Source organism: Cyclobacterium amurskyense (assembly GCF_001050135.1).
GTDB lineage: Bacteria > Bacteroidota > Bacteroidia > Cytophagales > Cyclobacteriaceae > Cyclobacterium > Cyclobacterium amurskyense.
This window is the reverse complement of the sequence record NZ_CP012040.1, coordinates 3,399,754-3,422,545: the sequence shown is the minus strand read 5'-3', so window position 1 is coordinate 3,422,545 and position 22,792 is coordinate 3,399,754. Positions and strand designations below refer to the sequence as shown.

The 22,792-nt window shown below is 41.5% G+C and carries 23 protein-coding genes; 12 read left to right on the top strand and 11 right to left on the bottom strand.

The window, feature by feature from the left end:
• Positions 1–9 precede the first annotated feature (9 nt).
• The 12 genes from CA2015_RS14205 (at position 10) to CA2015_RS14150 (ending at position 14,397) form a co-directional block, all read left to right on the top strand.
• Positions 10–1,425: an L-fucose/L-arabinose isomerase family protein gene (locus tag CA2015_RS14205; RefSeq protein WP_048642495.1), complete on the top strand. Its 1,416-nt coding sequence runs from the start codon at positions 10–12 to the stop codon at positions 1,423–1,425.
• A gap of 37 nt (positions 1,426–1,462) precedes the next feature.
• Entirely contained in the window at positions 1,463–2,290 is an 828-nt protein-coding gene (locus CA2015_RS14200) for a transketolase (RefSeq protein WP_048644534.1), read from the top strand.
• A gap of 3 nt (positions 2,291–2,293) precedes the next feature.
• Positions 2,294–3,265 carry a transketolase family protein gene (locus CA2015_RS14195; RefSeq protein ID WP_048642494.1) on the top strand — a complete coding sequence of 324 codons (972 nt, stop codon included), beginning with the start codon at positions 2,294–2,296 and terminating at the stop codon, positions 3,263–3,265.
• Positions 3,266–3,303: 38 nt separating this feature from the next.
• Entirely contained in the window at positions 3,304–4,236 is a 933-nt protein-coding gene (locus CA2015_RS14190; protein WP_048644533.1) for a D-ribose ABC transporter substrate-binding protein, read from the top strand.
• Entirely contained in the window at positions 4,233–4,856 is a 624-nt protein-coding gene (locus CA2015_RS14185; RefSeq protein WP_048642493.1) for a DUF2291 domain-containing protein, read from the top strand. The genes CA2015_RS14190 and CA2015_RS14185 overlap by 4 nt, the downstream gene beginning before the upstream one ends.
• Before the next feature lies 1 nt (position 4,857).
• Entirely contained in the window at positions 4,858–6,378 is a 1,521-nt protein-coding gene (locus tag CA2015_RS14180; protein WP_048642492.1) for a sugar ABC transporter ATP-binding protein, read from the top strand.
• Positions 6,375–7,349 (top strand): ABC transporter permease, encoded by a 975-nt coding sequence (locus tag CA2015_RS14175; RefSeq protein ID WP_048642491.1) that lies wholly within the window; start codon positions 6,375–6,377, stop codon positions 7,347–7,349. The genes CA2015_RS14180 and CA2015_RS14175 overlap by 4 nt, the downstream gene beginning before the upstream one ends.
• Positions 7,350–7,395: 46 nt before the next feature.
• Positions 7,396–8,871, top strand: a complete 1,476-nt coding sequence (locus CA2015_RS14170) for an FGGY family carbohydrate kinase (RefSeq protein ID WP_048642490.1) — start codon at positions 7,396–7,398, stop codon at positions 8,869–8,871.
• Positions 8,872–8,898: 27 nt separating this feature from the next.
• A complete protein-coding gene (locus CA2015_RS14165; RefSeq protein WP_048642489.1) occupies positions 8,899–10,323 on the top strand; it encodes a DUF1593 domain-containing protein in 1,425 nt (474 codons plus the stop codon).
• 89 nt (positions 10,324–10,412) lie between these two features.
• Complete coding sequence (locus CA2015_RS14160) at positions 10,413–11,885, top strand: apiosidase-like domain-containing protein (protein ID WP_048642488.1); 1,473 nt, start codon at positions 10,413–10,415, stop codon at positions 11,883–11,885.
• Between the two features lie 85 nt (positions 11,886–11,970).
• Positions 11,971–13,395, top strand: coding sequence for a DUF1593 domain-containing protein (locus CA2015_RS14155; protein ID WP_048644532.1), 1,425 nt, complete (start codon positions 11,971–11,973; stop codon positions 13,393–13,395).
• Positions 13,396–13,590: 195 nt separating this feature from the next.
• The gene (locus tag CA2015_RS14150) at positions 13,591–14,397 is read left to right on the top strand and encodes a mechanosensitive ion channel family protein (RefSeq protein ID WP_240477808.1); all 807 of its coding nucleotides are present in this window, start codon (positions 13,591–13,593) and stop codon (positions 14,395–14,397) included.
• A 442-nt stretch (positions 14,398–14,839) separates the two neighbouring features.
• Here CA2015_RS14150 and CA2015_RS14145 read toward each other — a convergent pair whose 3' ends face one another.
• From CA2015_RS14145 to CA2015_RS14100, 11 genes are all read right to left on the bottom strand, one after another.
• Positions 14,840–15,067 carry a hypothetical protein gene (locus tag CA2015_RS14145; protein WP_048642486.1) on the bottom strand — a complete coding sequence of 76 codons (228 nt, stop codon included), beginning with the start codon at positions 15,065–15,067 and terminating at the stop codon, positions 14,840–14,842.
• An 11-nt stretch (positions 15,068–15,078) separates the two neighbouring features.
• The gene (locus CA2015_RS14140; protein WP_048642485.1) at positions 15,079–16,386 is read right to left on the bottom strand and encodes a S8 family serine peptidase; all 1,308 of its coding nucleotides are present in this window, start codon (positions 16,384–16,386) and stop codon (positions 15,079–15,081) included.
• A 383-nt stretch (positions 16,387–16,769) separates the two neighbouring features.
• Complete coding sequence (locus CA2015_RS14135; RefSeq protein WP_048642484.1) at positions 16,770–17,225, bottom strand: phage tail protein; 456 nt, start codon at positions 17,223–17,225, stop codon at positions 16,770–16,772.
• 37 nt (positions 17,226–17,262) lie between these two features.
• Positions 17,263–17,718, bottom strand: a complete 456-nt coding sequence (locus CA2015_RS14130; RefSeq protein WP_048642483.1) for a hypothetical protein — start codon at positions 17,716–17,718, stop codon at positions 17,263–17,265.
• A 253-nt stretch (positions 17,719–17,971) separates the two neighbouring features.
• Positions 17,972–18,220, bottom strand: coding sequence for a DUF433 domain-containing protein (locus tag CA2015_RS14125; RefSeq protein WP_048642482.1), 249 nt, complete (start codon positions 18,218–18,220; stop codon positions 17,972–17,974).
• A gap of 640 nt (positions 18,221–18,860) precedes the next feature.
• Positions 18,861–19,214 carry a DUF5615 family PIN-like protein gene (locus CA2015_RS14120; protein WP_048642481.1) on the bottom strand — a complete coding sequence of 118 codons (354 nt, stop codon included), beginning with the start codon at positions 19,212–19,214 and terminating at the stop codon, positions 18,861–18,863.
• Between the two features lie 11 nt (positions 19,215–19,225).
• Positions 19,226–19,453, bottom strand: a complete 228-nt coding sequence (locus CA2015_RS14115; protein ID WP_048642480.1) for a DUF433 domain-containing protein — start codon at positions 19,451–19,453, stop codon at positions 19,226–19,228.
• Between the two features lie 268 nt (positions 19,454–19,721).
• Complete coding sequence (locus CA2015_RS14110; RefSeq protein ID WP_048644531.1) at positions 19,722–21,212, bottom strand: cryptochrome/photolyase family protein; 1,491 nt, start codon at positions 21,210–21,212, stop codon at positions 19,722–19,724.
• Positions 21,199–21,342, bottom strand: coding sequence for a DUF2256 domain-containing protein (locus CA2015_RS24615; RefSeq protein ID WP_084011786.1), 144 nt, complete (start codon positions 21,340–21,342; stop codon positions 21,199–21,201). Before CA2015_RS24615 ends, CA2015_RS14110 begins: the two co-directional genes overlap by 14 nt.
• Positions 21,339–22,256, bottom strand: coding sequence for an FAD-binding domain-containing protein (locus CA2015_RS14105; protein WP_240477807.1), 918 nt, complete (start codon positions 22,254–22,256; stop codon positions 21,339–21,341). The genes CA2015_RS24615 and CA2015_RS14105 overlap by 4 nt, the downstream gene beginning before the upstream one ends.
• Positions 22,257–22,426: 170 nt before the next feature.
• The gene (locus CA2015_RS14100; RefSeq protein ID WP_048642478.1) at positions 22,427–22,696 is read right to left on the bottom strand and encodes a TIGR03643 family protein; all 270 of its coding nucleotides are present in this window, start codon (positions 22,694–22,696) and stop codon (positions 22,427–22,429) included.
• Between the last annotated feature and the right edge of the window lie 96 nt (positions 22,697–22,792).

The window sequence follows — 22,792 nt, the reverse complement described above, 5'->3', positions numbered from 1 at the left end:
TACAAAACAATGAAAAATCAAAACATTACTTTAGGCATTATCATAGGAAACAGAGATTTTTTCCCTGACAAACTTGTGTCAGAATCAAGGGTTGAGGTCTTAAACGTACTTGAGAAACAAGGTATAAAAGCCGTTATTCTTGGAGAAAATGAGACTAAACTTGGTGGTGTTGAAACCTATACAGATGCAAGGAAATGTGCTGATCTTTTCAAGAAGCATAAGGAAGATATAGCAGGTGTTTTAGTAGTACTCCCAAATTTCGGAGATGAACGAGGAATTGCAGACACTTTACACCTTGCTGATCTTAAAGTGCCGGTACTTATTCAAGGATACCCTGATGAGCTGAATAAACTAAATGTAGCCAACAGAAGAGATTCATGGTGTGGGAAAATCTCAGTTTGCAATAACCTTTACCAATACGGTATCAAATATTCGATCACTACCAAACACGTGGTCCACCCTACCGACCCATCCTTTCAGGCAGATTTACAAAAATTCCTGGGTGTTTGCCGTGTAGTTAAAGGGATGAAAAATGTTCGAATTGGAGCCATTGGCGCCAGACCCACTGCTTTTAACACGGTGAGGTACAGTGAAAAAATATTGCAAAAAAATGGTATTTCTGTAGTCACCTGCGATTTGTCGGAAATACTTGGCAAAGCCAATAAATTGGATATTACCCATCAGCGGGTAAAAGATCATTTGGAGAAAATTCACAATTATGCTTCTACCGGAAAAACCCCAAGTGAGTCTTTAATTCAGATGGCAAAGCTTGATGTGGTATTGAATGACTTTATGACTGAAAATCAACTGGATGCCAATGCCATTCAATGTTGGACTTCGCTTCAGCAAAATTATGGCTGCAATGTTTGCACCAGCTCAAGTATGTTTAGCGAAGGCATGATCCCTAGCGCCTGTGAAGTAGATGTGACGGGAACCCTCAGCATGTATGCAATGCAATTGGCCTCTGGTTCTCCCAGTGCTTTGGTAGACTGGAACAATAACTATGCGGACGATGAGGATAAATGTGTGCTTTTCCATTGTGGAAACTGGGCTAAATCCTTCTTACCAGACATTGAAATAAGCAATGCTCCAATTCTAGGTACAACTGTAGGAGTGGAAAACACCTATGGTGCATTGGACGGGCGTACGCCTGCCTCCCCATTGACTTTTGGAAGAATCACAACAGATGACACCAAAGGAATCATGAAAGCCTATATGGGCGATGGTGTTTTAACAGATGACGAATTAAAGACTTTCGGAAATAGGGCCGTTGCCAAAATCCCAAACCTTCAAAGATTAATGAATTATATATGTAAAAATGGTTTCGAACATCATGTGGTGATGAATGCCTCACATACCTCTGATGCTTTGAAAGAAGCATTTGAAAATTATATGGGGTGGGATGTGTACCATCACGAAGGGTAAAAAAAAGGTTAATTGTTACCAAGAAGACAGAACAATAATGTCAGATAAAGAATTAGAAAAGAAGTCAGTATTCCTGAGAAAAAATATTCTCAAATACATTTACAAAGCAAAAGCTGGACATACTGGAGGTAGCTTGTCTTGTGTGGACATATTGAATGTATTGTACAATAAAGTACTTAATGTAGACATCGAAAATTTCAGAAACCCCGATAGAGACCGCTATATTCAAAGTAAAGGACATTGCGTAGAAGCCTTGTTTGTCACGCTTGCAGACAGAGGTTTTTTCCCTGAATCAGATCTGGAAACGCTTTGTCAGTACCAATCCCACTATATCGGTCACCCTACAAAAAAAGTCAATGGTGTGGAGCAAAATACCGGAGCTTTGGGCCATGGTTTACCAATCTGCGTCGGAGAGGCTATTGCAGCCAAACTGGACAAAAAGCAACACCGGGTATTTACGCTTTTAGGAGATGGTGAATTGCCTGAAGGCTCCAACTGGGAAGCATTTCTTTCCGCATCGCATTATAAATTGGACAACCTATACGCGATTTTGGACAATAACAAACAGCAAATCACCGGTTCAAATCAGGAAGTAATGAATACTGATTCCCTTCAGGAAAAATTAGAAGCTTTTGGTTGGTCTGTGAAAGAGGTTGATGGTCATAATTTAAAAGAACTGACAGAAGCATTAAACAATGGCCCATACAATATTGGTAAACCAAATTTCATCATTGCCCATACAGTCAAAGGAAAAGGGGTGAGTTATATGGAAAGCGTTTTGAAATGGCACCATGGCGTCCCAAGCCCCGAACAATACGAATTGGCTATATCAGAACTAGACGCGGCTGAGGCATTAATCTCATAGATCATGGAACTGGATAAAATTGTAAATAAAAATTTAAAAATGGGTAGAGCAAACCAAGAAATTTTTGCTGAAACCCTTGAAAACTTAGCTGCTGCGGACCCATCGATCATTGCCGTAACGAGTGACTCCCGCGGTTCGGGGAAACTCGTTCCATTTGGACAGAAATATCCAAATCAGATTGTAGAGGTTGGCATTGCTGAACAAAATCTAGTAGGCGTAGCAGCAGGACTGGCTTCTGCAGGAAAGAAACCATTTGCTGTTTCACCCGCTTGTTTCCTTACAGCAAGAGCACTTGAACAAATCAAAAACGATGTGGCCTATTCGGATAACCCCGTGAAATTGGTAGGAATAAGTGCTGGTGTAAGCTACGGTGCATTAGGCACCACACATCATAGCCTACATGACTTTGCCGTGCTTCGGGCCATCAACAATATCACTATTGTCGTACCTGCAGATAACTTCGAAACTGAACAGGCGGTGCGTTTAGCCGCCAATCTTAAACAACCGATTTACCTTCGCTTTGGTAAAAAAAGCGTACCCTTCTTGAGTGAAGAAAACCAAACATTCGAATTTGGTAAGGGGAGAGTAATCCGTGAAGGAACTGACCTTACCATCATTGCCAATGGGGAAACCGTCCAACACGCATGGCAGGCAGCCGAGGTTTTGGAACAGCAGCATGGAATCACTACCAAGGTTATCAGCATGCATACCATCAAACCTTTGGACACAGAGCTTCTAGATGATTTAGCCAAAGCTGGGAAACCAATAATTACAGTAGAAGAACATATGGTAAACGGAGGATTAGGAGAAGCCTGTGCTTCCTACCTCTTTCAACAAGGGGCGAGAAACCCATTCCATATTATGGGCATTCCCGATGAGTACACCGTGACCGGTTCCCAAAATGACATCTTTAAGCATTACGGGATTTCCTGTGATGGCATAGTAGCGAAAGCAGTATTAGTTTTAAAAAATTAACACCCAAACCCAAAATGACCAATTTCAACCCCTTAAAAATGCTTTGCTTTTTTGCAATAGCATTGATTTTAAATGGCTGCGGAGGACCTGATGAACGCGCCTTGAATCAACCTAAAAAGGTGGCCGTAATTGTGTCCACTCTTAACAATCCCTGGTTTGTAGTATTGGCAGAAACAGCCGCAGATCGTGCTACTGAATTGGGATTTGAGGCCACTATTTTTGATTCCCAAAACAATACCGCACTAGAAACAGATCATTTTGAAAACGCTGTTTCTTCAGGATATGATGCCATACTTTTCAATCCTACAGATGCAGACGGCTCGATTGCCAATGTAAGGATCGCCAAAGAAAAGGGGGTGCCGGTATTTTGCATGGACCGAGAGATCAATGCAACGGATGCAGCCACAAGTCAGATTCTTTCAGACAGCTATGCCGGCTGCGTAGCCATTGGGAAATACTTCGTTGAAAAGCTCAATAAAAAGGGCAAGTATGTTGAGATACTAGGCTTAGTTGGCGACAACAATACCTGGAGCAGATCCAAAGGATTCCATTCTGTGGTCGACAATTATCCCGAACTTCAAATGGTTGCCCAGCAAAATGCAGATTTCGACAGAAACAAAGCCATGGAAGTTATGGAATCCATACTACAGGTGCACCCCGACATCAAGGGGGTATTTTGTGGCAATGATGCCATGGCGATGGGAGCATATCAGGCACTTGTTTCTTCAGGCAAAGCAGATCAGGTAATGGTTTTTGGATTCGATGGTGCAAGCGATGTTATTAACTCCATCAGAGACAAGAAAATACTGGCCACAGGCATGCAATTTCCCAAATTGATCGCCAGAACTGCAGCAGAATACGCACAATCCTATTTTGATGGAAAGCGGGATTTTGCCCAAAAGGTACCTGTAACCGTAGAAATGGTCAACCAGGAAAATGTGAAGGATTACCAAGCCTACGGAAGCAAATGAACAGGAAAGCAATTAAATACAGCATTGGAATACTTGTCATCGGTCTATTGGGATATAATTCCGTCTATTTTCAGCCAATGGATAAAAAACTGGCAGATGGAAATGAAATAAGCTTTGATGCAAATGCCTATGTAAATGGCATTTGGAGCAATGAATTAAGGATGGTCTATAAAGATGCACCAGACATTGCGCTCTTAATAGAGAGCTTGGAACAAAATACGGTTGCTGCTTTTGAAACCTACGGATACGCACTGGGCATTGGGAATATCGGCTATTTCAGAGTCAAAGGAGAAGGTCTGGTTACAGCCGTCAATAACAACAATGTCCTACTGCAAGTGGGAAGCCATGTGATTGAAGTGGAAACGGAATTTGTGTATGGGAATGCCATCCGAGACGCTTCAGGTTTAGTCAAGTTAAACGATTATGACAACTCCTCTGATTTTAACAGCATCTCTGAATCCATCAATGAAAAAATTCGAAAGGAGCTTATCCCGGAATTCAGGTCTAAAGTAAAAACAGGAGATAAGGTAAGGTTTGAGGGGGCGATTGAGCTCAATAAAGCGCACCTAAAACTTAGCCGGATTGAGGTGATTCCTATTACTCTTCAAATAACAGAATAGCATGACAGCGCTACTTGAAGTCCGACAAATAACCAAGAAGTTCTCCGGGGTTACTGCTCTCAGCCAAGTGGATTTGCGCCTCGAGGGAGGGAAAGTCACCGCCTTAATTGGTGAAAATGGTGCTGGAAAATCCACTTTATTGAAGATCATGTCGGGAATTCACACCGATTACGAAGGGGACATTTTATTTAAAGGTCAGGAAATCAAATTCTCCAGACCGAAAGACGCCCAGGATATGGGCATATCCATTATCCATCAGGAATTAAACCTTATCCCCTACCTCACTGTAGCCCAAAATATTTTTCTGGGTAGAGAATTGGTCAATGCTTTTGGATTTTTGGACCGTGATAAAATGATCCGAAAAACCAAAGAACTTCTGGAAAGGCTAAAACTGGAAGTAGAACCAACCGCTAATGTAAGCACCCTGAGGGTGGGCCAACAACAAATCGTGGAAATTGCCAAGGCACTTTTGACTGAATCGTCAGTGGTGTTTATGGATGAACCTACCTCCGCAATAGGAGAAAGTGAAACGGCTGTTCTTTTTGAAATAATTAACAAGTTAAAAGCAGAAGGAAAAGCCATTGTCTACATTTCACATAAGCTGGAGGAGTTGTTTGCCTTGGCTGACAATTTTGTGGTTTTACGAGACGGAAAAGTCGTTGGACAAGGTGAAGTTTCAGCCATTTCCCGCCCCATGCTGATCAATATGATGGCTGGCCGTTCAGTAAACGTCATTAAAAAATCCAATAAAAAGTCCTCTGAAGAAAAAGTCTTACAAGTCAAAAACTTGCAATTAACAAACCCTGACAATCCCAGCCGACCTTTGCTTAACAATATTCATTTTGACCTGCACAATGGGGAAGTACTGGGAATTTATGGATTGATGGGTGCCGGAAGGACAGAACTTTGCGAAAGCTTGTTTGGCCTCCACCACCGCAGAATGACCGGGAGTATCGAATTGGAAGGAAAAGAAATGCTTTTCAAAAACCCGATAATGGCCATTGAAGCAGGTATGGCACTGGTGCCGGAAGACCGTAAAAAAGACGGGATTGTACCCAATATGTCTGTAGGCAAAAACCTAAGCCTTTCCGTAATGGAGCAGGTAAGCAGCTATGGATTCCTCAATACTGCCTTGCAAACAAAACTTTACGACAAATATGTAGCCTCACTAAAGATAAAAGTACACAGTGAAGAACAACTTATTAAAAACCTAAGTGGTGGAAACCAACAAAAGGTTATTCTCGGCAAATGGATAGCCCGGTCTCCAAAAGTTCTTATGCTGGATGAGCCCACCCGAGGCATTGATATCAATGCTAAAAATGAAATCTATGAATTGATATCCCAATTGAGCCAATCGGGCATCTCTATTCTCGTAGTCTCTTCAGAAATCCCAGAAATTCTAGCCATTTCTGACAGGATACTTGTGATGGCTGAAGGGGAAATTTCCGCTCAATTCTCGAGTGAAGATGCTACAGAAAACAATATTATGAATGCCTGCATACCGGAAAACCTGAACCAATGATCTCTATAAAGAAAAATTTAAATATCGCTCAGTTTCAGTCTCTCATAGCCTTGTTTATTTTATGCCTGGCCCTGGCTTTGATGACAGACAACTTTATGACTACAGACAATTTCTGGAATGTCATGCGTCAGATTTCAGTAAACGTTTGCATTTCAGTGGGCATGACCCTGGTGATTTTAACTGCTGGAATTGATCTTTCTGTAGGTTCAATTCTGGCTTTTTGCGGGGCTGTTACGGCTGGCCTGCTTAGCAATGGAATCAGCATTCCTGCTATCAATTTATTCATAGGCTTTACTGTTTTAGGAGCTGTACTTGCCGGTCTACTTGTTGGGGGTGGCTTAGGATTTATCAATGGGTATGCCATTACCAAATTTAAAGTGCCGCCCTTTGTGGCTACCCTGGCCATGCTTACAATGGCACGTGGTTTCACCATGCTTTGGACCAAGGGGCATCCGATTTCGGGTTTGGGCGAGACCTTTGGTTTTTTAGGCACAGGTTGGTTTTTGGGCATCCCCATGCCGGTTTGGATATCAGGAATTGTGGTCGTCACAGCGATAGTTCTAACCGGAAAAACCCGGTTTGGCAGGTACATCTATGCCATAGGTGGCAATGAAAATGCCTCACTGCTCTCCGGAATACCCATTGCAAAAGTTAAAATGTGGGTATATGCCCTTGCCGGCATACTTGCTGCAGTAGGTGGGATTTTGGTAACGGCTCGTCTGGATTCTGCTCAACCCAATGCCGGCTTCAGTTATGAGTTGGATGCCATCGCTGCAGTGGTGATTGGAGGAACTTCCCTATCAGGTGGAAGGGGAACCATCCTGGGAACTGTGTTAGGTGCTATCATTATCGGAGTCCTAAATAATGGGCTGATCCTTATGAGCGTTTCCCCATTTTGGCAACAAGTAATTAAAGGGCTGGTCATTCTCCTTGCGGTAATCATTGACAAGTCCAACCAGAAAAGTGAATAAACAAGCGTTGCTTAAGTCCTAATAACAACGAATTACGAAAATAAAAATGTCTTATATATTAGCCATAGATCAAGGAACAAGCAGTACCAAAACCATCGTTTTTGATGAGCAAGGTAAAGCTTTGCACAAGGAGACCGCACCACTAAAAACCCACTACCTTGATGGTAACCGGGTAGAGCAGGAGCCTGAAGAAATCTATCAAAACATATTAAACTCAATAGGCAAATGCCTGGAAGGATTTAAGGCTAAAAATGGTGATTTGAGCAAAATCAAAGCCTGCGGCATTTCCAATCAACGCGAAACTTTTGTCCTGTGGAACAAAGCAGGTGAGGCACTTTACAATGCTGTAGTTTGGCAATGTAAACGATCTGTCCCTGTTTGTGAACGACTGAAAAGCGAGGGGCTCGCACCCAAAATCAATCAAAAAACAGGATTAATCATTGACCCCTATTTCTCTGGCACAAAGGTGATCTGGCTGTATGAAAACGAGCCTAAAATCAAACAGGCAATAGACAATGAAGAGGCTTTTTTTGGCACCATTGATACCTGGTTGCTTTATAAATTAACCAAGGGGCAATCCTATTTGACGGACTATACCAATGCTTCCAGAACCTTGTTTTTTGATTTAAACAAGCTTTGCTGGGACAAAGAGTTATTGGAGGATTTCGGTTTGTCAAAGCTGAATTTACCAATAGTAAAACCTTCTTCCTTTCATTTTGGAGACACCAACTTTGAAGGATTAATAGATCATTCTGTCAGTATTTCCGCCATGATTGGGGATTCCCATGCAGCGGCTTTTGGAGAAGGATGTTTTGATCAAGGAAGTGCAAAAGCAACCCTTGGCACTGGAAGTTCTATTTTAATGAACATAGGAAGTAAACCGAAAACTTCTCAATATGGCATGGTGACCACCATTTGCTGGAGCACTGAAGATCGGGTGGATTATGCACTGGAAGGAATCATCGTTTCAGCCGGTGCCACAATTGAATGGGTTAAAAACCAACTCGGTTTATTTGAAAATGCTGCAGACTTAGAGGAAATATGCTATTCCTTGCCAGACAATGGTGGCGTATACATCGTGCCTGCTTTCTCCGGATTAGGAGCACCACATTGGGACATGAAGCGAAAAGCGTCCATTGAAGGGCTTTCATTTGACTCCACCAAAAATCATGTGATACGGGCAGCGGTAGAGTCTGTTCCCTATCAAATAAAAGATGTGATTTCAGCCATGGAAGCAGATTCAGGCACCCCACTTTCTGAACTCAAGATTGACGGAGGGATTACCGCAAATAAATTTGTATTGCAATTCTTAGCAGACCTGCTTGAAAGGAAAGTCACCAATATAGCCATTGCAGATGTTTCCGCTTTAGGAGCTGCCTATTTGGCTGGACTTCAATCAAAAATATACAAAAGTCTGGAGCAACTCCAGGGATTTAACCAGACTGCCAACAGCACCTTGGCGGGAGATGGAAGGTACAAAGCAAAACAGGCCTATAAAGGTTGGAAAAACGTGATTGGATAAATTTCACCTCCACAAAGAAAACATACCATGAAAAACAAACTCAAAATACAACTGGCAATTACGGCTTTGCTGGCATTAGGCTTCAGCAACCTAATCGCTCAAAATAAGGCAGTGGAAAAGACAAGGGTCATCGTCACCAGCGATGGAGAAATAGACGATCAGTGCTCTATTGTTCGCTTTCTTTATTACGTCAACGAATGGGATGTGGAAGGAATCATCACCTCCAGCTCTCAATACCATTGGCATGGTCATAAATGGCCCGGAGACGATTGGATTGAACCTTATCTGGATGCCTATGAAAAGGATTACCCAAATCTTGTAAAACATGATCCTGAATTCCCCACAGCAGCTTTTCTACGCGAACGCACGCTATTGGGAAATGTAAAAACTGAAGGTGAGATGACCGAAGTTACAGCAGGTTCAAGCCATATTGTCAAGGTTTTATTGGACGAAACAGATGACCGACCTATTTGGATTCAGGCCTGGGGAGGAACAAATACAATTGCCAGGGCCTTGAAAACCATCGAGGAGAATCACCCTGAAAAAATGAAATATGTAGCCAATAAAATTCGCCTTTACCTGATATGGGAACAAGATATTACTTTTCAGGAATACATTCGACCGCATTGGGGTAAATACAATATTCCAACCATCATCTCTGATCAGTTTGAAGCCATAGCTTACCGATGGGCCAAGGTTCAGCCCAAAGAAATGCTGCCCTATTTTGAAGGACCATGGATGAAAGCCAATATTCTTGAAAACCACGGCGCATTGGCAGCGCTTTATCCGGCTATGGAAAATGGTGATTTCCGTTCTGAGGGCGACTCTCCTGCCTTTTTACATACCATACCCACCGGACTGCGAAGCTTGGAATCGCCTGGATATGGTGGCTGGGGAGGAAGGTTTGTCAAAGTACGTGAGAACACCTGGCTTGATCCTGTACCTGTATCAGGTTATCAATACCCTGAAGGCAGGTGGTATGGCAGCAATGGCTGGGGCAGACAAAGTTTGCGTGAAGGAAGCAAAGCTACACCTGCACAGCGGCATGAATATTTCAAACCCATGTGGCGTTGGTCAGATGCCATGCAAAATGATTTTGCAGCTAGGGCAGACTGGGCTGTGAAATCTTATGAAGAAGCCAACCATGAACCTGAGGTAATACTTAAACATAAGGACGATCTTAGTCTGAAAGCAGGGGCAAAAGTCAAGCTTGATGCTTCCCTATCAACGGATCCCGATAAAGATCAATTGAACTTTAAGTGGTGGAAACATCAAGAGGCAAGCACTTATCCTGAAAGTATTGCTATTAGAAATTCTGAAAGTGAGAAGACTACTTTTACCATTCCTGAAAATGCTTCCAAAGGGCAAACCATCCATATTGTCTGTGAAGTAAGTGATAACGGAACACCAAAATTAACTAGGTACCGAAGGATAATCATCACTGTAAAATGATACTCTTTAGACCGTGCCTAAAATTAGCTATTGCTAAAGGGTCGGTCTTTTCAATACTTTGTCATTTATTCCACTTAAACCCAAAAGTAATGATCCCGATCAAACATTTAGGCTATGCCCTCTTTTTACTGTTGATTTCAGTCAATGTTTTTGCGCAGGCCCCATGGGAATCACATGGACCACTTGAGGTAGCATCAAATGGACACTATATCGCCCATGAAGATGGCACTCCCTTTCTATGGATTGCCGATACGGGCTGGGGCTTGTTTCAGCAACTTACCAGAGAGGAAGTAGACATGTACCTTGACCATAGACAGAAAACCGGCTTCAATGTCATACAGACCGTAGCCTTTTGGTATCCCCATGGAGGAGGAATCGATAGTGGTCCACACAATGCTGCCAATGCCTATGGTCACAGGCCATTTACCGGGGGTGAGGATGCGCCAAATACATCCGAACCATTAATCGTAGCGGGAGGAAGTACTGAGGCGCCCAATGATTATTGGGACCATGCGGATTACATTATTCAGGCTGTAAAGAAACGGAATATGTACCTGGCTCTACTTCCGAATTGGGGCAGGGCATATATTTCAAGTCAATTTGGTGGGGCGCATACCGAATTTACTATACAGGAAGCCAAAGACTACGGTTCATTTCTTGGCAAGAGGTACCAAAATGAACCCCATATTCTTTGGGTATTGGGTGGAGATGCAAAAGGCTTGTACAAGGAAGGTGAGAAAACCTTTGATTCACGGTCCATTTTCAGGGCCATGGCTGAAGGGATTGTTTATGGCGTTACTGGACAATCGCCAAAATGGAATGAACCAAATCCTGCCTGGAAAAAAGTTTTTATCACCTATCACCCGGATGGGGATGCCACTATAAATTCCTCAAATTGGTTTCACGAGGATGCCTGGCTGACCGCAAATGGGGTGGAAGTATGGAAGGAAGTTGAAAAAGTGTATTCAAGCATGTTGAGGGAATACAATTTGGATAATCCCAAAAAACCGAGTTTATTCTTAGAGGGATCCTATGAGTTTGGCGCCTACGGGCATGACTGCGGATGGATTACTCCTGTTCGTTTACGGCGCCAGGTCTACCATACCTTTTTTGCAGGAGGGGCCGGACACACTTATGGCGCAGGTCCGATTTGGCCCATGCGAGGCAATAGAGGAAGTTACAGCTGTGGGTACACCTGGCAACAAGCCCTGGATTTTCCTGGTGCTGTGCAGTTTGCCCAACTTGCCAAAAAATTTCTTATCGACCATCAATGGGCAGAATGGATACCCGATCAAAGTATTTTGCGGGGCTCAGAAAGTGAAGGAGAAAGCCTGAAAACAGCTGTAAAACTGGACAATGGTGAAATGCTATTGGTGTATTTTTCCAATATATCCCAGGCCACTGTTAAAAATATACTTTCAAAATCAGCAGAAGCCAAATGGTTTGATCCAAATGAAGGCCGGGAAGCCAAAGCAGAAGCGTTCAAACCTGGTGAGCTACGTAAAATAACTCCTCCATCGGCATGGGAAGATGCCATTCTGGTCTTAAAAGCAAAAGAGTAAATACTGCCTCCTTTTCAGGAGCTTTCAAATTGTTTTAAACCTATTAATCATGTATAAATTATTACCAACCAAAACGGCTCATCTCATGAAAAATTATTCATTCAAATTTTTCCTCCTTGGCCTAATCCTTTTAGGAAGCATTGATCTAAATGCACAAAACACAATGGAGAAAGAGCGAATCATCGTACTCACTGACATAGAAAACGAACCAGATGATGCCATGTCACTCATTCGGTTCCTTACCTATTCCAATCAATGGGATGTGGAAGGCCTTATTGCCACTACTTCCCGGCACCAGCGCGATCAAATTGCTGCTTGGCGAATTCGTGAAATTCTAACTGCTTACGATAAGGTCAGGGAAAATTTAGAAAAACATGAAAAAGGCTTCCCAACCGCGGACTATTTTTTGTCTATACTCAAGGAAGGTATTCCAAAATTTGGCATGGAGGCAGTTGGGGAAGGCATGGATTCTGAAGGTTCAGAATTAATAATCCAATCCGTGGATGCAGATGATTCCAGACCTGTTTGGGTATTGGTTTGGGGAGGTCCCAACTGTCTTGCTCAAGCCCTCTGGAAAATTAACCAAACCCGTTCTCCTTCGGAAGTGGATAAATTTGTAGCGAAACTAAGGGTATATACCATTTCTGACCAGGATGACAGTGGTCCTTGGATAAGAAAAACTTTTCCCAATTTATTTTATATCGCCAGCCCGGGAATACATCCACTTGGGGCCTATCACCATGCGACCTGGACAGGCATCAGCGGGGACAAGTTTCACGGACGTTTTTCAGGAGGAAACTTTGAAATCGTGGACAATCCATGGCTTGATGAACACATTCGAAGCAAGGGACCACTGGGTGCGGAATACCCACATATGGATTATCTGATGGAAGGGGATTCCCCAAGTTTTATGCATTTGATTCATACAGGGATGGAAAATCCTGAACGACCTGATTTCGGCAATTGGGGAGGGCGATATGAGTTCTATCAACCTAGGATGGAAAAATGGTTTTCTGAACCGGAAACCCATGCTCTTTGGACAGATGCTCAGGATGAGGTATTGGGCATGGATGGGAGTTACCATACCAGTAATAAGGCAACCATTTATCGTTGGAGAGAAGCTTTTCAGAATGATTTTGTGGCCAGAATGGACTGGACAATCAAGCCTTATGCCGAAGCCAACCATCCTCCGATTGTCAACTTAAAATCAGCCGATTATATCAATGCAAAAGTTGGAGACACTATTGAATTGAGCGCTGAAGGAAGCAAGGATCCGGATGGAGATAACTTGACTTATAAATGGTACCATTACAGAGAACCGGGGAGTTTTACCCAGTCCGGAGGCAAAGCACCAAAACCAATTGAAATTAAAAATGCGGATAAAGTGAATGCCCAACTTACTATCCCAAAACCTGAAAGACTAGGAACGGTCCATATCATTTTAGAAGTAACAGACAATGGTTCTCCTTCGCTTACAAGATATAAGCGGACCATTATAAGAGTAAATTAATGCTGCATTAAAAGTAACTCCCCATTTAAGAAATGGTCTCAATTGCATTGAATTGAGACCATTATTTTTGGTTGATAAATTATATGTACTAAAAAGGAAGAAGTACTACCATTTGGCATCATTTTTAGGTAATTTACTTTCAACCAAAATATTTAAATTTTGCAGGAAGCTTTTCAAAAATTAAAAGGAATCCTTATGGGAGATCTTGAAAGTGCGGAACAATTGGCTGTTTCATTGGTAATCGGCACCTTAATCTTTGTTTTTTTTATTTATTTATCCCGATGGATAAGAAATTTAGTCAGCAATAGGCTAAATAGGAAAACCGATGACCGCTTACTTACCGATTTCATCAGTGCGGCCATTAGAAGCCTTGTCATGATTTTTGGACTGGCCATTTTGCTTCGTTTTCTAGGACTTACGGGTGTGGTCAACAGTCTTCTTGCAGGTGCAGGTATTACTGCCTTTATTATAGGTTTTGCGCTAAAGGACATAGGTGAAAATTTCCTCGCAGGGATTCTACTAGCCTTTAAGAGACCTTTTAAGATTGGCGACATGGTGGAAATCAACGGTATTAACGGAAAAGTGCTGGCCCTTAACCTTCGGGACACCCAGGTCAAAACCGTAGATGGCAAAGATGTCTTTATCCCCAATGCCTCCATCATAAAAAACCCTATGATCAATTATACCATTGATGGCTACCTGAGTTACAGTTTCACTGTGGGGCTGGATTATGGATCCAACTATGCCGCTGCAATGAAATTGATTTCCGAACTTATTCAATCTATACCAGGAGTCCTGGATGGAGACAAAAAACCTACCGTATTGGTAAAGGAGATGGCCTCTTCTACCCTGAATGTAAAAGTCACCTATTGGGTAAATACCTATAATTATGACCAAACGGATGCCAAAATACATTCCAATGCCATTCTTAAAGTGCTGACAGGTTTGGAACAAGAAGGGTTTAATTTGCCAGGAAATATCGTAGAAGTTAAAAATCGCTAAAAATTGGCACCAATAATAGCCTGATCAATCATGGAAACAGGTTTAAACCCGGATTATGTAATAGGATTCGTAATAGCCTGTCCCGTGTTTACGGGAAGTGTTGCAATCGCAAAAAAAATCAGACTGTTTGGAGATTTTAGCATAGCACCGCTATGGTGAAATTGAAAACAGCAACGAAGTGGCTGATTTTAAAGCGATTTCAGCACGTAATAGAATGTCTATTGCATATTTCGGGTTAAACCTATATTCAAAAACATGGAGCGGATGCGATGACACCAAAATCAGTTAATACCCATTTACAAAACCACGGGCTAAACCCGTGGTTTTAATTTTTCACCCTTTCGAGCATGATAAATTCGTGCAATGACTCAATTTTACCATGATTACGCTAAGGCTATTAAGCGTTAGATGGTATAATGTGAGATAGGGTTTACCTCAGAAATTAATCTTCTCCCAAGGCCCCCACTTGCCTGTCTTCCTCTATGTATTTAATGCCCGATATTTTCAGGTCTTCCAACTTGCTTTCATTTCCGGAACTACAGCCTGTAATGATTCCGGAAAGCTTTAAAACCTGCTTGATGGTACAGCCTTTTCGTCTCAATTCCCCTGCAATCTGGTCTATCTTTCCAGTTGCATTCTCTTCAACCGAAGCAATAAAGTTTCTTTTCATGGTTTCTCAATTTATTGCGGTGCTTGTACCAATCCTGTTCCTGCATCTCTAGCGGGTAAACCAACGTTTCGCGCGCTGGTAGTAAGCTTATCCCAAATTTCTATAGGACTGGCATCCGGATAAGCTTCACACAATAAGGCTGCTACACCGGCCACATAAGGCGTTGCCATGCTTGTGCCGCTAATGATAGCATATTCCTGAGGCTTCTTCCATGAACTGTAAATCTCCACCCCAGGACCGGCTATGTCCACGCTTCCTCCATCAGGATTAAGGCCTCCACATGAAAAATTGGCTATGGCAGAGTTCTTGTCTAAAGCTCCCACCGCCATGATATTGGGACAATTCCCAGGATGATTGACGGGTTTTATGGAGTCATGGCTTCGTTGACTGTCATTTCCTGCTGCGGCAATGATAAGGGTACCCATATCCATGGATCTTTTGGCCAGATCATTGTAAATGTTTGAATACCGTGCATTCTCACCAACAGAGGCCCCTAGCGACATAGATATTACTTTGCATTCGTTGTTCACTGCCCACTCCATACCTGCTAATATTCCACTATCGCTACCCACACCTTTATTGGACAAAACTTTTCCAGCATAAAGGGTGGCCTCACTGGCTGTTCCATAGCGTATGCCGGTGCTGGCATTTATCCCTCCGGTGGCTATACCAGCGCAATGCGTGCCATGTCCGTTAAAATCGTCTACTGTCTCACCTGAAATAAAGGATTTGGAGAATACCTCCCTGTTTAGGAAATCAGGATGGTCAAGGGTCATGCCGGTATCCAAAATGGCCAAATTCACTCCCCTACCCGTTTTGCTACTTTGCAATGCACCCAAGGCATGAATGGCCCAATAAGCAGTTGCATCATTTTCAAATACAGGAGGTACAACTACAGGAGGGTCTTTGGGTACAGGCCCTGGTTTTTTTATACCAAAGATTTGGCAAATGAAATTCCAGAGTAACATCCCTATATTCGTTTGTGGGGGTGAATCCAAGGCATATACAAAGCGCTCCGGCTCCATGTATTGGAAAGATTGCTTTGCTGCCATCAGGCTGTTCACCTGTTCATCATGGTCCGCATTGATTACGGCTACATTGAATTTTTCAAAGACAATGCCATCACCTTCTGAAAATGCTTTTTCATAATCTTCCTCTTTGCTTTTGTAAGCTCCAGAAGGCGCCAATCTAAGCGAGGCACCATTGGCTTCCTCATTGATATTTTTAAAACTAGCCTCAGGGTGAAGCAACACCAATTTTTTACCGGTAAACTTAGGTTTGTTTCCCGAAGCTGCTTGGTTATTGATATAGGGATCCATAATATGTAGTGGTTAAAGGGTTTGGTACTAAAATGAAAAAACTTTAATCCCTGTTAAGTTAACAAAAAATCCGTGAATTCACTTAGCCAAAAACCACATAACTTACTGAATTACTGATAAATTCAGAGCCAATCAATTAGGATTTCCCCTAAGACCTTGCACATCGATACAGAGTGTTGTTTTTAACCCGGATTATGTAATAGGATTTCCCGTGTTTACGGGAAGTGTTGCAATCGCAAGAAAATCAGGCTGTTTGGAGATTTTAGCATAGCACCGCTATGGTGAAATTGAAAACATCAACGATTGGGTATTTTGAAGCGATTTCAGCACGTAATAGAATGTCTATTGCATATTTCGGGTTTAAAAGCTATTCGATAGAAAGTTTACGCATTAATTATGGTTAAACCTTCGTAGCCAAGTTCTATTGTTTCAATGGCCACTTCCTCTGTATTCGAATTAAGGTCAAATCCGGTAGCTTTGCTGACCCAGGCATTGGATAAGGACCATGTCATTGAAGGATTTCCGGATTCATCTAACAATTCAATTATAACATTCTCCCGTCTTACCACATTCATTTTTATTGAATTGATCCAATTATTGAATTTACCCTCATCTGGAAAAAGGCCTTTTTTTAGGGCTACATTACCACTTTTTGAAATTCCGGGCATTTTTATGGCTGAAAAGGACTTGCTTTCACCTCTTCTGTATTCCAAAGACGCTGCTTCTGGATCCAAACCTGATACCTCCTGAAAAGAAACCGGGTTATCCAGTGTTTCAAACTTTACCCTAAAGTAAAACCTTGGTTGTGGCCAAACTGAATCCTGTTTTTCTCCTGCCATAATTTTCTGATTGTATAAGCCTATATCTAATTTTGAATTACTTTTTGCAATTGTGTTCCAATACCTTTTTCAGCAGTTCTGGCTCAGCAGTTCCCACCATCACCCTTTTACTTTCCCCTTTGCTTTTAAAATTTATCTGCAATGCTTTCCATCCATGTATGCTGTATAGCATGCCCTTTGGGGTGATCCTGATTCCAACACCGTAATACCACGGCACCCTGATAATCTCCGTTTCCTCCAGTACATCGATATTAAATTTAAGGTTTATCAGTCCAATGCCATAAAACAGTCTGAGAGTAGTGCCCTTAACTTCTACCGTAAGTTTGTAAAGCATTAGCCCTAAAATCACAAGAATTGAACTCAGTGCTAGGAAAGGAATAAAAGGAAGTGGATTGCCTCCCCACTGAAAGGCATAAGCCAGGCAGAGAAAAGCTACCAAAAGTGTAAACAATATAATTACAACCCATCCAAACTGCGATTGCTTGTATTTCATAAGTGGAGGAATTTAGGTTTATTCTAATAGTACAAGATACTGATTTATCTATCAATCTCCATCTAATTTTAGGGCAATGCATTAGAAAAATGGGCTTTTAGGCGTTCTTCATTTACGTTTTGAGAATGATCTAATTGGCAATGCTAAAACATGCTATTTTTGAGAGAGAACCATTCCAACTGCAGTACAATGTCAGACCTCCAGATAGAGGACTTTACATCTGGATTTAATCAATCTCTTTAAAGTTGTAGATTTAACACCAGTTTAAAACTGAGGTTTTAGTATAGCTTGAATACTTTAATAATTTGCTTGCGTAGGCTAAACAGGCCAAGATATCCTCTTCTTCCAATTTAGGATAATCTTCCAGAATTTCGGCATGAGTTGATCCTGCGGACAAAAGGTCAAGAATCAAGTCCACCGTATACCTTTTATTTCCAATTGTGGGTTTCCCATGGCAAATTTCAGGGTTAACCGTAATCCTGTCTAAAAGTTGAGTCTCCATATATTTAAGTTACGAAATATTCAATTAACTGGTTAACCTGCCAAAGTTAATAATCATTATCCTATATTAAGATTATGAAAAAATCATCATTTCGGAAATTAACATTTTAAAAACGCAGCAAACAAACAGGTAGTATTCAATGCAGCAATCCAGAGGAGTGCAGCCTTTGTAGCCCTAGGTATGCCAACGAAGGGGCGCCACCCAGGGTATTAATGATTTGGCTTTGAAGGGCAATAGCCTTCAGTAAGGTCAATTTTGAAACCGGCTTTTCGTTAATGTCTGAGGCCTCCTGCCTTTGGTTTTTAAAGACATTTAAATCGATCTGGAGTATTTAGGAAAGTTTTGATTAATGTTTTAAAGCCGGTGCTCTCAATATATGATGCCTCCAGCTAAAGTAGGCAGCTATTGAATAGCCGGATATAATTCCTTTTTCCAAAATTTTAACCAAAAATGATTGGTCTAAAATCATTTCAATAGGAATGGGTTAAAGACCATTCCTAAGACAATAGGAGAAAACCTTGGCCTTAGCCAAAATTATAAGAATATTTTTATGCTTATTTTCTAACATTAGTTGAGTAGATAAGAATAATTTTACTTCAAGTCTATCATCCTCAACTTTAAAGTAAATATTCAGAGGGCATTAATATTTTTTTTGTCTTATTGAATTAGTGTCTACTACTGTTAGAGTCCGGTTAAAGGACAATCCGGGTATAGATGTAAGATGTTCAAGTATCTTACTTGGTTCCAAAGGTTCAGAGGGTTGATATCGAATGAAAATTACTCCAGCTTTTGGTTTATAGCCATACTTAAAAATGAGTTCCCCATAATCACTATCGTATGTAATAATAGTACGCTCTTCGGCAATAGCAATATTCATAACTTTGTCATCAGAAATGCTAGGATTGTCGAGACCAATTGCCGTTATGTCAAAACCCTGAGATTTGAGATAAATTACACTTGAAATAGGAATATTTTCATTTGCTAGAAATTTCAAACCTTAGCAAATTACGCGTTCGAATAAAGAAGACCGTCTTTCAGGCATTCTTGAATATAGGAGAATACTGCCTGCAAAGACTCTTTTGTTAATCGTGGGTGATTTTCGAGGATTTGTTTCTCAGTCCATCCCTGGGCTAATAAGCCAATAATGTGCTCTACAGAAATTCTTGTTCCTTTAACTGTTGGCTTTCCAAGAAGCACATTCTGATCCGCTGAAATATACGTTCTCCATTCCATATTTAAATATACGTAATATTATCAAATTATGGTTTAGTATCTATGAGACTCACTAACTCCTGTTTATAATAGGCATACTTTAACTTGACGAATGTCAAAAAAAGGAGCGTATGTGAAGGTGTAATAAAGTAACTAAGCCAACGTAGGTATTCTAAACAATAATATGATCTTTTTAACTTTGTATCAGAGTAAAATCATTGATAAATCCCGGTGCAAAACCGGGTTCATGTCGCCCAAAAGTGCTTTATTGTCCTTCAATCAGAAATAATCACTCAGCATCTCCTCCCAACTTGTTCTTGATAAAAGATTCGGCATTGTCAAGGTGGGTCTGTTGTTTGTCTTTATCCATTTTGTCAAGGGAGTAAACCAGCATATTGGTGCGGTGATTCTTCCGGAAAAAATCCTCCTGTTTCATGACAAAGCGCCAAAACATACCATCCCAAATTTCTTCCCAATCGCCACCGGGATAATTGCTCATCTTTTTGATATAATTAGACCCTCCGATATAGGGTTTGGTAGCAAAAGTTCCTCCATCAGCAAAGAGACACATGCCATATACATTGGGTACCATCACCCAGTCATACGCATCAATAAACAGTTCCATAAACCAGCGATAAACTTCATTAGGATCAAATTCACACAATAGCATAAAGTTACCCAATACCATAAGCCTTTCAATGTGATGGCAATACCCGGTCTGAAGTACCTTTTTGATGGTTTGGTCCACGGGTAGAATTCCAGTGGTTCCTTCATAGAAGGATTGTGGTATTTTTCTTTTGAAATCCCAGAAGTTGCGGGTACGGGAATACCTACCCTTGCAAACATACATCCCTCGGATAAACTCCCGCCAGCCGATTATTTGGCGAATAAATCCCTCTGTGGAATTGATGGGAATCCCCTCTTCTTCTGCAAAAGAAAGGGCACGTTTTACTACTTCGGAGGGTAAAATCAAGCCACTATTCATCAGGGGTGAAAGCAGGCTGTGGTTGATAAATGATGATTCTTTCAATAAGGCATCTTCGTATTTGCCAAAATTATGGAATCGATAAGTTAAAAACTGCTCAAGCCAATCCTTTGCTTCCTTGTGATTGACAGGATAAATCCGGTCTTTGGAAACATCACCCGGATTTTTATTGAAATGCTTCCTTGTATACTTACAAGCTTCTTCCCAGGCTTTAGATTTTGGCGGAAATGTAATGGACGGAGGTGTTTTTCCTCTAGGAAATTTCTTCCTGTTTTCCGCATCAAATGACCATTTTCCTCCCTCAGGGTTCTGTTCATCATCAAGCAATATATCGTGTTTTTTTCGCTGCTGTTTGTAAAATGTGGCCTGCAAAAATGATTTTTTATCCTTTCGAAAGAAATCCTCCAATTCCTCTTCGTGATTTAAAAACTGGGGACTTGGAAAAACCTTGACTTCACAGTATTTGGAGAGACTTTGAATGCGCTGCATCAACCAATCATCGACAGGGTCTATCAGACTGATGGACTCAATTCCCTTTGCTTTAATTTCTCGGCGAAAATTCCTGATATCAGACAAGTCATTGTCGGAGTCAATATAATGGACTTCGAGACCTAATCCTTGTAGGTTTTCTTCATACGATTTCATGGAAGCCCGGTGAAAAGTTATTTTCTGTTTGTGAAACTTGTACTGCCGAAAGAAAAGAAATTCCTCAATCAGGTAAGACTCCTGTCCATTTTTTATAAGTTCACTCGCTTCAAAAAGCTGATGGGGAAAAATAATATTAATGCCTTTCATTGTCTTTATTTCTTTTGCATTTTTCACTGCAGTACTTCACTTGCTCCCAATCCCTTTTCCATTTTTTTCGCCAGGTAAATGGGCGTTTACAAGTCCAACAAACTTTTTCGGGAAGGTCTTTTTTCTTCATTTCAGAAGTTCTTTCTTACACTTTTTCCAAAAAGAAAAAAAGGAAGGATAATACCCTATCACATTACTGAGCCATTCTCTGGGCTCCTGAATACCTTGATAATGTCCATTGAGCGGGTGTTCCTTATAAATGATTTTCTCCGGGCTTATTTGGGTAAGAAGTGCATCAAACTCCCCCACAAACAATTGAATGTCGGGAATATTATCCGCCAGCCCCATTGCAAAATCAATGCATTTTTGATGAACCGGAAATTTTTCGAAAAGAGAGGGTTCCAAAAGCAATATGCGCTGAAAATCTTCTTCCCTGTGCCAATCAGGGTCCAGGTTATAATAGTTGTAGATCAGGGTATTTTTATTTTGAATTGTCACGGGCTTTGAGGGCTGTGGCAAGTTAAACGCTACTTTCAAAGCTCTATTTTCTTTCAAAACTTCAGGGGTTTCCATCTGTCCAAAATACTCATAGGGCACATCCAGGAAAGTATCGCGCTGCCTGCTGTAGAAGAAGCGATTGATATTTTCTTGATTGGCATAATATTTCTTATTGGAAAAAGTACCGGCCACCCATTGCCAACTGAGCTGATTGCTCGCAATATCTCCATCCAAAAGATGGGCGTACATCCACCTGGCAGGTGTCAACCAATGGGAATGCGCCAGGTTACAACAAATGGCTGCCACATACATGCGCATATGGTTGTGCATATAACCTGTATCATACAATTCCCTAATGCCTGCATCTACTACTTCAATTCCCGTTGATGCCTCCACTATGGCTTTTGGTATCTGATTATTTGAAACCGGCCATTGTTCCTGCTTCAAGTCTGTATGAATGGCTTCTCCTTTGGCCAACCATACCTGCTGCCAGTAATCTCTCCAGGCAAGCTCTTGGATAAGTTTTTCTGCTTCTCCAATAGGCATTGTTAAGCTAAGGATATGCTCATAAACCTGCCTAGTACTTAACACCCCTCTGGAAATATAAGGACTCAGTCGGGTCACCGCCCCATCTGCGTAATTGCGGGAATTGGAATAGCGTACAGGATCAATGGCTGCAATTCGCTCTCTGATGGCCTCTATATTCGTAGGGAAAGTTATCTTTTTGAAATTTTATTGTTGGAGATATCTCTTTGTCTGGAAGATTTAAAACGGCTGATAGCTTCACTCCTTTTATAAAGGTGCTTTTTGCTGACACCGCTGTTTACCCGTTTTCTCCAGCGTTTAAATGAGCCGGGATGTAGGGATCTTCGCATAAATGCAATCACCTCTGCCTCCTTAAGGCCAAATTGGGTATAAATGGCTTCAAAAGGCGTCCTATCTTCCCATGCCATCTCGATAATTCTGTCTGTATCAGTTCCTGTCATTTCTTAGGATATAACTGATTCACCCCTCCGTTGTTTAGATAGACTCAATTAAAAAACTATTGTCACGAAAAAAGCACCCAACCTAAGGGGTAAAAT

Coding starts and splice junctions, on each gene's coding strand:
- CA2015_RS14130 (WP_048642483.1), bottom strand. CDS start 17,718: ATGAAATACAAGCAATCGCAGTTTGGATGGGTTGTAATTATATTGTTT.
- CA2015_RS14165 (WP_048642489.1), top strand. CDS start 8,899: ATGAAAAACAAACTCAAAATACAACTGGCAATTACGGCTTTGCTGGCA.
- CA2015_RS14100 (WP_048642478.1), bottom strand. CDS start 22,696: ATGACAGGAACTGATACAGACAGAATTATCGAGATGGCATGGGAAGAT.
- CA2015_RS14185 (WP_048642493.1), top strand. CDS start 4,233: ATGAACAGGAAAGCAATTAAATACAGCATTGGAATACTTGTCATCGGT.
- CA2015_RS14155 (WP_048644532.1), top strand. CDS start 11,971: ATGAAAAATTATTCATTCAAATTTTTCCTCCTTGGCCTAATCCTTTTA.
- CA2015_RS14125 (WP_048642482.1), bottom strand. CDS start 18,220: ATGGAGACTCAACTTTTAGACAGGATTACGGTTAACCCTGAAATTTGC.
- CA2015_RS14135 (WP_048642484.1), bottom strand. CDS start 17,225: ATGGCAGGAGAAAAACAGGATTCAGTTTGGCCACAACCAAGGTTTTAC.
- CA2015_RS14180 (WP_048642492.1), top strand. CDS start 4,858: ATGACAGCGCTACTTGAAGTCCGACAAATAACCAAGAAGTTCTCCGGG.
- CA2015_RS14195 (WP_048642494.1), top strand. CDS start 2,294: ATGGAACTGGATAAAATTGTAAATAAAAATTTAAAAATGGGTAGAGCA.
- CA2015_RS14175 (WP_048642491.1), top strand. CDS start 6,375: ATGATCTCTATAAAGAAAAATTTAAATATCGCTCAGTTTCAGTCTCTC.
- CA2015_RS14110 (WP_048644531.1), bottom strand. CDS start 21,212: ATGAAAGGCATTAATATTATTTTTCCCCATCAGCTTTTTGAAGCGAGT.
- CA2015_RS14150 (WP_240477808.1), top strand. CDS start 13,591: ATGGGAGATCTTGAAAGTGCGGAACAATTGGCTGTTTCATTGGTAATC.
- CA2015_RS14105 (WP_240477807.1), bottom strand. CDS start 22,256: ATGCCTATTGGAGAAGCAGAAAAACTTATCCAAGAGCTTGCCTGGAGA.
- CA2015_RS14145 (WP_048642486.1), bottom strand. CDS start 15,067: ATGAAAAGAAACTTTATTGCTTCGGTTGAAGAGAATGCAACTGGAAAG.
- CA2015_RS14160 (WP_048642488.1), top strand. CDS start 10,413: ATGATCCCGATCAAACATTTAGGCTATGCCCTCTTTTTACTGTTGATT.
- CA2015_RS14140 (WP_048642485.1), bottom strand. CDS start 16,386: ATGGATCCCTATATCAATAACCAAGCAGCTTCGGGAAACAAACCTAAG.
- CA2015_RS14115 (WP_048642480.1), bottom strand. CDS start 19,453: ATGGAATGGAGAACGTATATTTCAGCGGATCAGAATGTGCTTCTTGGA.
- CA2015_RS14200 (WP_048644534.1), top strand. CDS start 1,463: ATGTCAGATAAAGAATTAGAAAAGAAGTCAGTATTCCTGAGAAAAAAT.
- CA2015_RS14190 (WP_048644533.1), top strand. CDS start 3,304: ATGCTTTGCTTTTTTGCAATAGCATTGATTTTAAATGGCTGCGGAGGA.
- CA2015_RS14205 (WP_048642495.1), top strand. CDS start 10: ATGAAAAATCAAAACATTACTTTAGGCATTATCATAGGAAACAGAGAT.
- CA2015_RS14170 (WP_048642490.1), top strand. CDS start 7,396: ATGTCTTATATATTAGCCATAGATCAAGGAACAAGCAGTACCAAAACC.
- CA2015_RS24615 (WP_084011786.1), bottom strand. CDS start 21,342: ATGAAGAAAAAAGACCTTCCCGAAAAAGTTTGTTGGACTTGTAAACGC.